Annotated in this window: 8 protein-coding genes, 1 pseudogene and 2 riboswitches; of the genes and pseudogenes, 2 read left to right on the top strand and 7 right to left on the bottom strand. The window is 70.1% G+C overall.

Annotated elements, in window-relative coordinates; translation table 11 throughout:
* The 7 genes and pseudogenes from G3N96_RS35130 to G3N96_RS35100 all read right to left on the bottom strand — a co-directional run.
* Positions 1-354: pseudogene (locus G3N96_RS35130) on the bottom strand (magnesium chelatase); the annotation flags it as partial.
* Positions 355-422: 68 nt separating this feature from the next.
* Positions 423-1,499 (bottom strand): ATP-binding protein, encoded by a 1,077-nt coding sequence (locus G3N96_RS35125; protein ID WP_206140040.1) that lies wholly within the window; start codon positions 1,497-1,499, stop codon positions 423-425.
* Positions 1,496-5,305 carry a cobaltochelatase subunit CobN gene (cobN, locus tag G3N96_RS35120; RefSeq protein ID WP_206140039.1) on the bottom strand — a complete coding sequence of 1,270 codons (3,810 nt, stop codon included), beginning with the start codon at positions 5,303-5,305 and terminating at the stop codon, positions 1,496-1,498. Before cobN ends, G3N96_RS35125 begins: the two co-directional genes overlap by 4 nt.
* 6 nt (positions 5,306-5,311) lie before the next feature.
* The gene (cobW, locus tag G3N96_RS35115; protein WP_124584387.1) at positions 5,312-6,400 is read right to left on the bottom strand and encodes a cobalamin biosynthesis protein CobW; all 1,089 of its coding nucleotides are present in this window, start codon (positions 6,398-6,400) and stop codon (positions 5,312-5,314) included.
* Between the two features lie 26 nt (positions 6,401-6,426).
* Entirely contained in the window at positions 6,427-7,485 is a 1,059-nt protein-coding gene (locus tag G3N96_RS35110) for a HoxN/HupN/NixA family nickel/cobalt transporter (protein ID WP_206140038.1), read from the bottom strand.
* Between the two features lie 182 nt (positions 7,486-7,667).
* A riboswitch (cobalamin riboswitch) is annotated at positions 7,668-7,931 on the bottom strand.
* A gap of 82 nt (positions 7,932-8,013) precedes the next feature.
* The gene (locus tag G3N96_RS35105; RefSeq protein WP_206140037.1) at positions 8,014-8,793 is read right to left on the bottom strand and encodes an EAL domain-containing protein; all 780 of its coding nucleotides are present in this window, start codon (positions 8,791-8,793) and stop codon (positions 8,014-8,016) included.
* On the bottom strand, positions 8,793-9,836 hold the full coding sequence (locus G3N96_RS35100; RefSeq protein ID WP_206140036.1) for a CSS-motif domain-containing protein: 1,044 nt from the start codon (positions 9,834-9,836) through the stop codon (positions 8,793-8,795). Before G3N96_RS35100 ends, G3N96_RS35105 begins: the two co-directional genes overlap by 1 nt.
* A riboswitch (cobalamin riboswitch) is annotated at positions 9,808-10,045 on the top strand. (Overlaps the previous gene by 29 nt.)
* 169 nt (positions 10,046-10,214) lie before the next feature.
* On the opposite strand from G3N96_RS35100, the gene cobA reads away from it, so the two are divergent.
* Entirely contained in the window at positions 10,215-10,964 is a 750-nt protein-coding gene (gene cobA / locus G3N96_RS35095; RefSeq protein ID WP_206140041.1) for a uroporphyrinogen-III C-methyltransferase, read from the top strand.
* Positions 10,961-11,159 (top strand): cobalamin biosynthesis protein (locus G3N96_RS35090; RefSeq protein ID WP_206140035.1); only part of this gene is annotated, 199 nt, incomplete at its 3' end. The genes cobA and G3N96_RS35090, both read left to right, overlap by 4 nt.

Below are 11,159 nucleotides of genomic sequence, written 5' to 3'. Positions count from 1 at the left end.
TGCTCTTCCGATCCCGCCGCCTTCGACCGGTTCGAGCCAGCGCGCATTCCACCAGCGCGGCACGGCCGGGCCGAAGCGCCGCGCGGCGCCCTTGCCGCCGAAACAGATCAGCGCGGTTTCGACACGGTCGCGCGCGGCCTGGTCGAAATACGCGACGATCAGCCCCTTCGCCAGTGCGAGCCGCTCGTGCGACAGCATCGACGCCGAACAGTCGAGCACGAAGCAATGCAGTGCGTGCGGCGCGCCGGCCCGTTGGCGGAAACGCAGATGGTCGCGATGCAGCGGGCCGCCGCGCTTCGCGGCGAGCGTCGCCGGCCACGCCACGGCCGTGCCCGCGCGCACCGTGCCCGGCACGCGCGCGGCTGCGCCTGATTGCCATCGAGGACCGCGAACGGTGTTCGCGGCGGCGCCGGCTCGATGGCTCAGCGTTTTTTTAGCGGCAGCGGCACCACGCTTTTCACGTTGCGCAGCCCGGCCGGCTCGGGCGGCAGGTAGCCCCAGTCGCCCTGCGATGACGCGGCGTCGCTTTGCGCGGCACCCGGTGAATCGTTGGGGCGATCGCGTGCGTCGGGCGAAGGACGACGGTCACGGTCGTCCTTTTGCTGCGGCGCGCCGGACGATGGCGGTGTGGCCGTGTGACGACGATGCCGCAGCACCGCGTTGGCCACGCGCTCGACATGCGACACCGTTACCGCATCGGCCTGCTCCAGCGCAGCGAGCGCACGCGCCGCGCGCAGCATCACGAGATCGGCACGCAGCCCGTCGACGGCTGCGTCGATGCACAGCGCGCTGACGCGCGCATGGACGGCATCGTCGAAATCGAGCGCCGCGAGCCGTGCGCGGGCCGCGTGAATCCGGTCGCCGAGTGCGCGTTGCGCGGACGCATGACGTGCGCGGAATGCATCCGGATCGAGATCGAATGCAAGCCGCGCCTTCACGATCCGCTCGCGCTGCGCGGCGTCGAAGCAGTTCTCCAGCTCGACCATCAAACCGAAGCGGTCGAGCAACTGCGGACGCAGTTCACCCTCCTCCGGATTCATCGTCCCGATCAGCACGAAGCGCGCATCGTGCGCGTGCGACACGCCATCGCGCTCGACGATGTTCACGCCGCTCGCGGCGACGTCGAGCAGCGTGTCGACGAGACCGTCGGCGAGCAGGTTCACTTCGTCGACGTACAGCACGCCGAGATGGGCGCGCGCGAGCAGGCCCGGCCGGAAGCGCACGCCGTTTTCAGCGAGTGCATGCGCGAGGTCGAGCGTACCCGTCACCTGCTCGTCGCTCGCCGACAGCGGCAGCGTGACGAACTGCCCTTCGGGCAACAGCTCCGCAAGGCCGCGCGCTGCGGTCGATTTCGCGGTGCCGCGCGGCCCGCTCACGAGCACGCCGCCCAGCGACGGGTCGATCGCGGCGAGCAGCAGCGCCTGCTGCAGCGCATCCTGCGCGACGAGCGCCGCAAACGGAAAAACCGCGCGCGCGCGGTGCGTCGTCGGATCGGTCATCGCCGTCCCCCTTCCTGGAGTTGTTCGCTCGCGAGCCAGACCGCTTCGATCCGCTCGCGATAGTCGCCCGGCTGCTGCCAAAGGCCGCGCTGCATCGCCTCGACGAAGCGTTCGCAGATGCCGTGCAGCGCCTTCGGGTTGTGGCGTTCGAGGAACGCGCGGGTGGCGTCGTCGAACAGGTACGCGTCGGCGACGAGCGCGTATTGATGGTCGGACAGCACGCGCGCGGTCGCGTCATAGCCGTACAGGTAGTCGACCGTCGCGGCCAGCTCGGCCGCGCCCTTGTAGCCATGACGCTTCACGCCGTCGAGCCATTTCGGGTTGACGACACGCGAGCGGATCACGCGCGCGATTTCCTCGCGCAGCGTGCGCATCTTCGGCGCGACCGGGTTCGCATGGTCGCCGTGATAGATGCTCGGCTGCTGCCCGGACAGGTGCCGCACGGCGGCCGTCATCCCGCCCTGGAACTGGTAGTAGTCGTTCGAATCGAGGATGTCGTGCTCGCGGCTGTCCTGGTTCTGCACGACGACGTCGATCGTCGCGAGCCGCTCGCCGAACACGTCGGCCGCGGCGTCGCCCGCGCTGTTCTGCGCATACGCATGGCCGCCCCACTGGCGGTACGCATCGGCGAGATCGGCGTCGGTCTGCCAGCGGCGCTGGTCGATCAGGTCCTGCAGGCCCGCGCCGTAGCTGCCCGGCCGCGCGCCGAATACGCGCCAGCCGGCACGGCGTCGCGCTTCGTCCGGCGCCACGCCCTGCGCGACCCATTTCTCGCGTTCGCGCTCGATGCGCGCGCGGACCGGGTTCAGCTCCTCGGGCTCGTCGAGCGCGGCCACCGCCTGCACGGCCGCGTCGAACAGGTGCATCAGGTTCGGGAACGCGTCGCGGAAAAAGCCCGACACGCGCAGCGTCACGTCGATGCGCGGCCGGTCGAAGATCTCGATCGGCAGGATCTCGAAGTCGGTCACGCGATGGCTGCCGTGCGCCCATTTCGGCCGCACGCCGAGCAGCGCGAGCGCCTGCGCGATGTCGTCGCCGCCCGTGCGCATCGTCGCCGTGCCCCAGACCGACAGGCCGATCGCGCGCGGATAGTCGCCGTGATCCTGCAGATGGCGCTCGATCAGTTGCTGCGCGGATTTCAGGCCGAGCGACCACGCGGCCTGCGTCGGCACCGCGCGGGTATCGACCGAATAGAAATTGCGTCCGGTCGGCAGCACGTCGGGGCGGCCGCGCGACGGCGAGCCGCTCGGCCCCGGCGGCACGAAGCGGCCGTCGAGCCCGCGCAGCAGCTGGCGCATTTCCTCGCCGCCGCACGCGTCGAGCGCGGGCAGCAGCGTCGCGCGAACGCGCTCGATCACCGCGAGCGTGTGCGGCCAATCGCCGGGCGGTGTCGAGTCCGTGCCGGTGTCGCCGCCATCCGCTGCGCACAGCCCGTCGAGCCATTGTTGCGCGAGCCGTTCGAGCCGCTCGCGCGTGTCGCCCGCGTGGCGCCACGGCGATGTGTCGAGCGCCTGCAGGATCGCCGGACGCGGGCCAACCCAGGGCGCGGCCCAGTCGGCCGCGAGCGGATCGAAATCGTCGCCGAGCGCGAGATCGCGCGCCAGCGCACCGATCAGCCCGGCGCGTGCGCCCTTGCCGTCGCCGACCGGAAAGCGCGCGAGCGCGAGCAGCGTGTCGCGCCGCTGACGCTCGGCCGGCGACTCGCCGAACACATGCAGCCCGTCGCGAATCTGCGCTTCCTTCAGTTCGCACAGCCATGCGTCGACGCGCGTGAGCAGCGCGTCCTCGTCGTCCGTATCGCGCGGCGGCGACACGCTCAGTTCGTCATGCAGACGATGCTCGGCGATCGTCGCGAGGATCGTCTTGCGCAGCAGCTTCGCGCGCCGCGCATCGACCATCAGCGCTTCGTAGTATTCGTCGACCTGCCGCTCGAGATCCTGCAGCGGGCCGTAGTTTTCCGCGCGCGTGAGCGGCGGCATCAGGTGATCGATGATCACCGCCTGCGCGCGGCGCTTCGCCTGGCTGCCCTCGCCCGGATCGTTGACGATGAACGGGTACAGGTGCGGCAGCGGCCCGAGCGTCAGGTCGGGCCAGCACGCGTCGGACAGCGCGACGCTCTTGCCCGGCAGCCATTCGAGGTTGCCGTGCTTGCCGAGATGGATGACCGCGTCGATGCGGTACGCATCGCGCAGCCAGAAATAGAACGCGAGATACGCATGCGGCGGCACGAGATCCGCGTCGTGGTAGCTCGCGTAGTCGTTCTCGCCGCGCGAGCGCGACGGCTGGATGCCGACGAACACGTTGCCCGCGCGCCAGCCCGCGATCGTGAAGCGCCCTTGCCGCAGCGTCGGGTCCGCTTCGGGCGGGCCCCAGCGTTCGTTCAGCGCGTCGCGCACGGCCGTCGGCAACCGCGCGAAACGCGCGACGTAGTCGGCCAGCGGGAAGCTCTGGAATGCGGGGCGCAACGCATGCACGGCCGCATCGTTGGTCACGCCTTCGGTGAGCCGCGCGATCAGCGCGTCGCCGTCGGGCGGCAGATCGGCCACCGCGTAGCCCGCGTCGCGCAGCGCCGCGAGCACGCGCAGCGCGGACGCCGGCGTGTCGAGCCCGACGCCGTTGCCGATCCGCCCTTCGCTTTGCGGATAATTCGCGAGAATCAGCGCGACGCGCTTGTCGGCGTTATCGAGCGTGCGCAGCCGGCACCAGCCGCGCGCAAGCGCCGCGACGAACGCGATCCGCTCGGCATCCGGCTGGTAGCGCACGACGTCGACCTCGGTGTGCGGGCAGCGGTACGCGAGCCCCTTGAAGCTCACCGCGCGCGTGACGATGCGGCCGTCGACCTCGGGCAGCGCGATGTGCATCGCGATGTCGCGCGCATGCAGGCCCTGGTTGTCGGCCACCCACGCGTCGCGATTGCCGCCGGACAGGATCACCTGCAATACCGGCGCGTCGCCGGCGAGCACGTCGTGCTCGGGGCTGTCGATCGCGCCGGCCGCGAACGCGGTCGTGTTCAGCACGAGCGCGACGTCGTGCGTGTCGCAGAGCTGCGTGATGACTTCGCGGCTCACCGCGTCCTTCAGCGACGTGACCGCGATCGGCAGCGGATTCAGCCCTGCGTCGATGAGCGCATCGGCCAGCGCATCGAACACGGCCGTGTTCGCGGCCTGCCAGTGCGCGCGATAGAACAGGATCGCGACGACGGGCGCGCCGGGCGTCCAGCGCGACCGCCAGTCGTCGACGCTCGCGCGGTCGCGGGCCGGGTGATACAGCGCGGCGGCCGGCAGCGGGCGCGGCAACTCGGGTTCGTCGCCGAACCCGAGCGTGTGGAATGCGATGCTGCGCAGCAGCGCCTCGGCGTTGTGCACGCCGCCTTCACGCAGGTAGCGCCACCAGAGCCGGCACAGGTCGGGCGCGACGGTGCTCTTCGCGACGAGGTTCGGGTCTTCCTGCAGGTCGCCCGAGAACATCGCGAGCGACTGCCCGCGCTTCGACGCGAGCGACACGGCCTGCTCGATCCCGTACGGCCAGTACGCCTCGCCGCCGAGATGATCGATCACGACCGACTTCGCGTGCTGCAGCACGTCGTCGACGTAGAAATCGACCGACGCCGGCTGCCGCAGGAACGTGACGTTCGCGAGCCGCACGCTCGGGAAGCCGGCCGGCAGATGCGGCACGACGCTCGCGAGCAGCGACAGCGTCGTGTCGGCCGAACTGAGGATCACGATGTCGGCCGGTTGCTGGTCGATCCGGACGACGCCCTGCGTATCGTCGACGAAGCCGCCCGGCGTGGTGCGCAGCAGATGCATCGTGCGTTACGCCTGTTGCGGCTCGGCCGCGCACGCGGCGTCGAACGCGCGTTGCAGCGCGGCCGCGTCGAGATCCTCGCCGATCAGCACGAAGCGGCTCGCGCGCGTTTCGCCGTCCTGCCAGCGACGGTCGAAATAGCTGTCGAAGCGGCGGCCGACGCCCTGGATCACGAGCCGCATCGGTGCGCCGGGCAGCGCGGCGAAGCCCTTCGCGCGGTAGATCGTGTGCGCTTCGACGACACGCTGCAGCGCGGCGATCGTCGCTTCGCGCGTACCGGCGTCACCCGACACGACCACCGAGTCGAAATCGTCGTGATGGTGATCGTGATCGCCGTCGTCGGCCGAGCCGTGATGGTCGTGACGCAGGTGGATCGTGTCTTCCGATGCCGATTCGAGGCCGAGCAGCATCGCCAGATCGAGCTCGCCGCGCGTCGCGCGCACGATCTTCACCTGCGGCGGGATTTCGTCGCGGATCGCGGTTTCGATCTGCGCGAATTCCGCGTCGCCGACGAGATCGGCCTTGTTCACGATCACGAGATCGGCGGACGACAGTTGATCGGCGAACAGCTCGTGCAGCGGCGATTCGTGGTCGAGGTTCGGATCGGCGCGGCGCTGCGCGTCGACGGCTTGCGGGTTTTCCGCGAACTGGCCGCTCGCGGCCGCCGGCCCGTCGACCACCGTCACGACCGCATCGACCGTGAAGCTGTTGCGGATCGTCGGCCAGTTGAACGCCTGCACGAGCGGCTTCGGCAGCGCGAGGCCCGACGTCTCGATCAGCACGTGGTCGATGTCCGCGCGGCGCTCGACGAGCGCTTCCATCACCGGATAGAACTCTTCCTGCACGGTGCAGCACAGACAGCCGTTCGCGAGTTCGTACAGCTGGCCCGCCGCTTCGCCCTGCGCGCCGTCGGCATCCTCGCAGCCGATGCCGCAGCCCTTGAGGATTTCGCCGTCGATGCCGAGCTCGCCGAATTCGTTGACGATCACCGCGATGCGGCGGCCTTCGGCGTGCTGCAGGATGTGGCGCATCAGCGTCGTCTTGCCGCTGCCGAGAAAGCCCGTGACGATCGTGACGGGAAGCTTGCGTAGGGTCATGGTAGGTCCTGTGTCGAATGAGGGGGTCAGGCCGAGAGCGTCACGTCGATCTCGTCGTAGCGTTTGAGCCGATAGATCGCGGCCGATACGATCCAGCACGCGAGGAACAGGCCGATCACGACGTAGCCGAGCATCCCGAAATGCGAGGCGACCAGCGTCGAGAATGCCCAGACGGGGCCCTGCAGCGAGAGTTTGTCGGCGAGGAGCGCGAGCACCTCGATGCCGCCGATCAGCGCGGCGACCAGCACCGACACGAACGTGATCGTCATGTTGTAGTAGATCTTGCGGATCGGCCGCACGTACGCCCAGCGGTACGCGCCCATCATCAGGATGCCGTCGGTCGTGTCGACGAGCGTCATGCCCGCGGTGAACAGCGCCGGCAGCACCATCACCGACCAGAACGACATGCCGCCCTGCACCTGCGTCGCGGAAATGCCGAACAGCGCGATCTCGGTCGCGGTATCGAAGCCGAGGCCGAACAGGAAGCCGACCGGATACAGGTGCCAGCTGCGCGACACGAGGCGGAACAGCGGCCGGAACAGGCGCGCGAGCACGCCACGCTGGTTCATCAGCATGTCGAGATCGGCATCGACGATCGCCTCGCCGCGGCGGGCCGCGCGAAACGTGCGGTACACGGAGATCAGGATCAGCAGGTTGGCGGCCGCGAGCACCAGCAGGAAGAATGCCGACACGCTCGTGCTGATCACGCCGCCCCAGGTCTTCACGCTCTCGAAGCGCGCGAGCGACGCCGCGGTCAGCGCGACCGCCACCGACATCACGATCACCACGGACGAGTGGCCGAGCGAGAAGAACAGGCCCGCGCCGAGCGGGCTGCGGCCGCCCTGCATCAGCTTGCGCGTGACGTTGTCGATCGCGGCGATATGGTCGGCATCGACCGCGTGGCGCAGCCCGAACACGTACGCGAGCAGCGCGGTGCCCAGCAGCACGGGCTGGTCGCGAAACGCGACGAAGGCCCAGATCCACGCGGCGACGTTGAACGCGGCGAGCAGCGAATAGATCGCGACGATTTTTCCGCGCAGCCCGGACGGGCTGTCGTTGAACAGGCGGAAGAACGAGTCGAGCATGATGCTCCCTTGCGAACGGTCGACAGGGTGAATGCCAACACGGCTGCCGCGTGCCCTGCCCGCGCCGCCTGTCGCACGCCGCGCCGGCGCGTGCATGCCGCGGACGGTTCGGCGGAGGAAGCGGGAAACGTTCGGACGTCTGGGCGTACTGCGGCCGTGGACGATGCGCCGCCTCCCCGCGGCGCTGGATCCAACGTCCTGGCCGGTATCCGGGCTGACGAACACGCCGCTTCGCCTTCCCGGATGCGCGGCATCCAGTGGCGGTCGTCCGCATGCGGCAGGCATGCGGCGAAGCGGCGCTGCGTCGTGCCGGGCACGACGCGTTCGCTTACCGTTGCGGGGGCAGCACAGGTTGGCTCGACTGCGGTGCAGGCAGGCTCCCTGTTTCCCGTTTAACTGCGCGCGCCGGAGCGGCACGCGCGAGCACCAAAACGCGTGCGAGTGTAGGCGGGCCGGCCGAGAGCGTCAAGACGACGGCCCGCGAGCCCGTGCGAGCGCACGTCGCGGCCGGCTTTCCGGACCAGCGGCTCAGCCGGCTCCCGGCGACTGCTCGGCGATCGCGTGGCGCAGCGCTTCGACGGTATCGGGACGCCCGAAATACCAGCCCTGCGCACGGATCGACTGCCCGGGGATGTCGAGCATGTCCGCCTGCTCACGGGTCTCGACGCCCTCGAACACCAGTCCGGCCCCGAGCCGGCGGGCAATCGCCAGGATCTCCGGAATGAACGAAGTGCCGTCATGCCGCGGCGCGACCGGCAGCAGCGAACGGTCGACCTTGATGTAGTCGATCGGAAGATGCTGCAGCAGGCTCAGGCTGGAGTAGCCGGTGCCAAAATCGTCGATGTAGACGGGATGCCCGAGCGCGCGTAATTGCCGCAGTGCCGGCACGATTTCCGGCAGTTCCACGGTCGACCGTTCGGTCAGTTCGATGCCGACATGCCGGCGCGACAATCCGGCCGGCCAGCAGCTGTTCAGCGTCGCCATCAGGCTGCCGTCCCGCAATTCGGGCGCGCTGACGTTGAGGGTGACGCAAAAGTCCGGCCTGCTGTCGAACAGCACGCGCATCTCCCGCAGGACCGTGCGCACGACGAACGCCGTGACGTCGACGATCATGCCCGTGCGTTCGGCCTCGGCAATGAACACGTCGGGGGCGGCTGGCCCGTCGGTCCAGCGGATCAGCGCTTCGGCGGAGACGATCCGCGGTGGCGCGCCCAGCGCAACGATCGGCTGATAGCGCAGGACGAATTGCCCGTTTGCCAGCGCTCGACGCATCTGGGCCGAAAGCGCGGCCCAGCGTCGGTGCAGCATCAGCGCGCCGAGCCCCAGGCAGCAGCCCGCCGCGCCGGCGGCGATCCCCAGCAGCCAGGCGGCGCGCCGCAGGCGCTCGCGAGCGCCTGCGGCGTCACGACGACGATGGCGCACAGCGGCACCCGGGCCGAGCAGAATGGTTTGCCGTCCCGAAACCCCGGCACCTGGCCGGCGTCGACGTACCCCGGGACGCCGCGCTTGTCGAGTCCGATGACGAGCGCGGCCGGGTGGTCCTTGAGTTCGATCACGTAGTGCAGACCCGGCGGCGGCGGCACCCTGAAGGCGTCCAGATCCATCAGCAGGTTCGCCCTCCTCCCGGCGACCACCAGCCCCAGCGTGTCGGGGCTCGACAACAACGGCACCGTCCAGAAGGCCGACATCGCTTCGGTCAGCCGGAATGGCTGCCGCTTCGGAGCAAAGGGCCTGGGCAGCACGCCCAGCATCGTCGTGCAGAGCAGATCGGGGCCCGACAGGCGTCCGACGTCCTTGATGTACTTCGACTGCACGGAAGCCGAGCGCAACAGGCGCCGATCCTGGGGCGAGCAGGCCGCGTACGGCGAGGCATCCACGTCGGCGAGCGTCCTGGCCGCCGAATCGAACACGACGTCGATCCGCTGCACGACTTGCATGCCCAGCGCGGCAACCGATCGCGCCAGCACGATCTTCGTGATCTGCGGCCATGCCGCGAACGCCAATCCCGCCGAAACGACCAGCACGCCGATCGCGAGTGCATGGCCGGCCCCATGGGAGATTGTCCACCTGCGTACGTTCGGCATAGGCGCGGCGCTTTGCGATGTAGTGGCCATCGCCCTGCAGGTCCGGCAGAGCGAGGCGATTTTGGTATGGATTTCGTCAGCCTCGTGCGACCGGCGCCCCGAAGCCCGCGCCTTGGTTGCGGCGTCGGCCAGAGGATCGCACACCAATATTACGGCTGGGCAACGCATCGCCGCCGGATCGAGTGCCGAACGGATACGGGCCCGGTTCGCCGGCGCCGTGCCCGCTGTGCGCTGTGCTATCGTATGCGCCGCGTTCGGTGCCCGCATGCGCATTCCGCGCGTGCAGTTAAACGGGAAACAGGAGGCGGACCACCGCCCGGCCTGTGCTGTCCCCGCAACGGTACGCCGCCCGCGCGACGCGCTTGACCGCGCACGCGCCCAGGCCGCCCACGATGCCACTGCCCGTCAGCCGGGCGGGAAGGCTGCGGCCTGGCAAGCGGCCAGCCCGGATACCGGCCGACGCAAGGGGCGAGCCCGACGCTCGCCGAACGCCCGATCCGCGGGGGACGGACAAGGTGCGCATTTCGCCCGCGCCCGCGCGGGCTTCGTTCGATCCGTCATGGCATACCTGTCCGCTGGCCGCCCCTGTGCCGCCTGCCTGCCCTTTTCCACTGTAACGACACGGTGCGCGCCGTGCCGCGCCCGATGAGCCGCGCGTGGCTCGTCGGCGCCGGCCCCGGCGACGCCGACCTGCTGACGCTCAAGGCCGTCCACGCGATCGGCGCGGCGGACGTGCTGCTCGTCGACGATCTCGTGAATCCCGACGTGCTGCGCCATGCGCGCGCCGATGCGCACATCGAGCACGTCGGCAAGCGCGGCGGTCATGCGTCGACGCCGCAGGAGACGATCGTCGCCGCGATGCTCGCGCATCTGCGCGCGGGCCGCAGCGTCGCGCGGCTCAAGGGCGGCGATCCGTTCGTGTTCGGCCGCGGCGGCGAGGAGCTGGCCGCGCTCGGCGCGGCGGGATTCCCGGTCGAGGTCGTGAACGGCGTCACCGCGGGCATCGCCGCGCCGGCCGCAATCGGCATCCCGGTCACGCAGCGCGGCGACGCGCAGGGCGTGATCTTCGTCACGGGCCACGGCGCGGGCGCCGACGAACCCGACTGGCGCGCGCTCGCGGCCACGCGCATGACGATGGTCATCTACATGGGCATCCGCCGGCTCGACGCGATCGCCGCCGCGCTGCGCGATGGCGGCCTGCCCGGCGAGACGCCGTGCGCCGCAATCGAGAATGCGACGCGCCCTGAGCAACGCCACGTGCTCGCGACGCTCGATACGCTCGTCGAACGCATCGGCACGACCGGCATCGGTTCGCCGGCGATCGTCGTGATCGGCCGCGTCGCGGCGTTCGCCGACGACCCCGCGGTACGGGCCGCGCTCGGCGGCGGCGCATGATGCGTGTCGCACTCGGCATCGGTTTTCGTGCGGGCGTGACGGCCGCGCAACTCGATGCCGCGATCCGCGCGGCGCTGATGCTTTACCCGGCCGCCGAACCCGCGCTCGTGGCCACGCTCGCCGACAAGTCGCATGCCCGCGCGCTGCGCACGCTGTGCGCGCGACGCGGCTGGCCGCTCGTCGCGTTCGACGCGG

The organism is Burkholderia sp. Se-20373, assembly GCF_017104705.1.
Classification (GTDB): Bacteria; Pseudomonadota; Gammaproteobacteria; order Burkholderiales; family Burkholderiaceae; genus Burkholderia.
The sequence above is the reverse complement of the archived record's forward strand: the minus strand, read 5'-3'. Positions and strand labels throughout refer to the sequence as shown.

Coding starts and splice junctions, on each gene's coding strand:
- G3N96_RS35100 (WP_206140036.1), bottom strand. CDS start 9,836: ATGCGGGCACCGAACGCGGCGCATACGATAGCACAGCGCACAGCGGGC.
- cobN (WP_206140039.1), bottom strand. CDS start 5,305: ATGCATCTGCTGCGCACCACGCCGGGCGGCTTCGTCGACGATACGCAG.
- G3N96_RS35125 (WP_206140040.1), bottom strand. CDS start 1,499: ATGACCGATCCGACGACGCACCGCGCGCGCGCGGTTTTTCCGTTTGCG.
- cobW (WP_124584387.1), bottom strand. CDS start 6,400: ATGACCCTACGCAAGCTTCCCGTCACGATCGTCACGGGCTTTCTCGGC.
- G3N96_RS35110 (WP_206140038.1), bottom strand. CDS start 7,485: ATGCTCGACTCGTTCTTCCGCCTGTTCAACGACAGCCCGTCCGGGCTG.
- cobA (WP_206140041.1), top strand. CDS start 10,215: ATGAGCCGCGCGTGGCTCGTCGGCGCCGGCCCCGGCGACGCCGACCTG.
- G3N96_RS35105 (WP_206140037.1), bottom strand. CDS start 8,793: ATGCTGCACCGACGCTGGGCCGCGCTTTCGGCCCAGATGCGTCGAGCG.